Consider the following 323-nt stretch of genomic DNA (forward strand, 5'->3'; position numbering starts at 1 on the left):
AACGATATAAATAGCTTAAACTGAAATTTACATTTGTACCAAACGGATCTGTCTGGCTAATTGCAAAACCATCAGGCAGGTTCAGATGATTATAAGCAATATTCTGAATTCCTTTATCCTTCATGGTGGTCATACTCCCATTCAGGTCATAATCTATGATATTATTACCTCCTTCATAACCGGTATCGTTCATCGCATTTTCGATCACCTGGGTCAGACGGTTCCCAGTATAGATATAATCAAGATTATCGACCAAAGTAGCTGTGTTCCCTGGCATAGATGCCGCTGTACGTTTGAGATTACTGATGTTTCCATTCAGGTCA

Annotated in this window: 1 protein-coding gene; it reads right to left on the reverse strand. The window is 39.0% G+C overall.

Annotated features, from left to right (window positions below):
* On the reverse strand, positions 1 to 277 hold a 277-nt coding region (locus AC27VX_RS23915), incomplete at its 3' end, for a hypothetical protein (protein ID WP_488698485.1).
* Positions 278 to 323 lie beyond the last annotated feature (46 nt).

The sequence above is a fragment of the Chryseobacterium sp. 14P4.3.2 genome, from assembly GCF_057799275.1.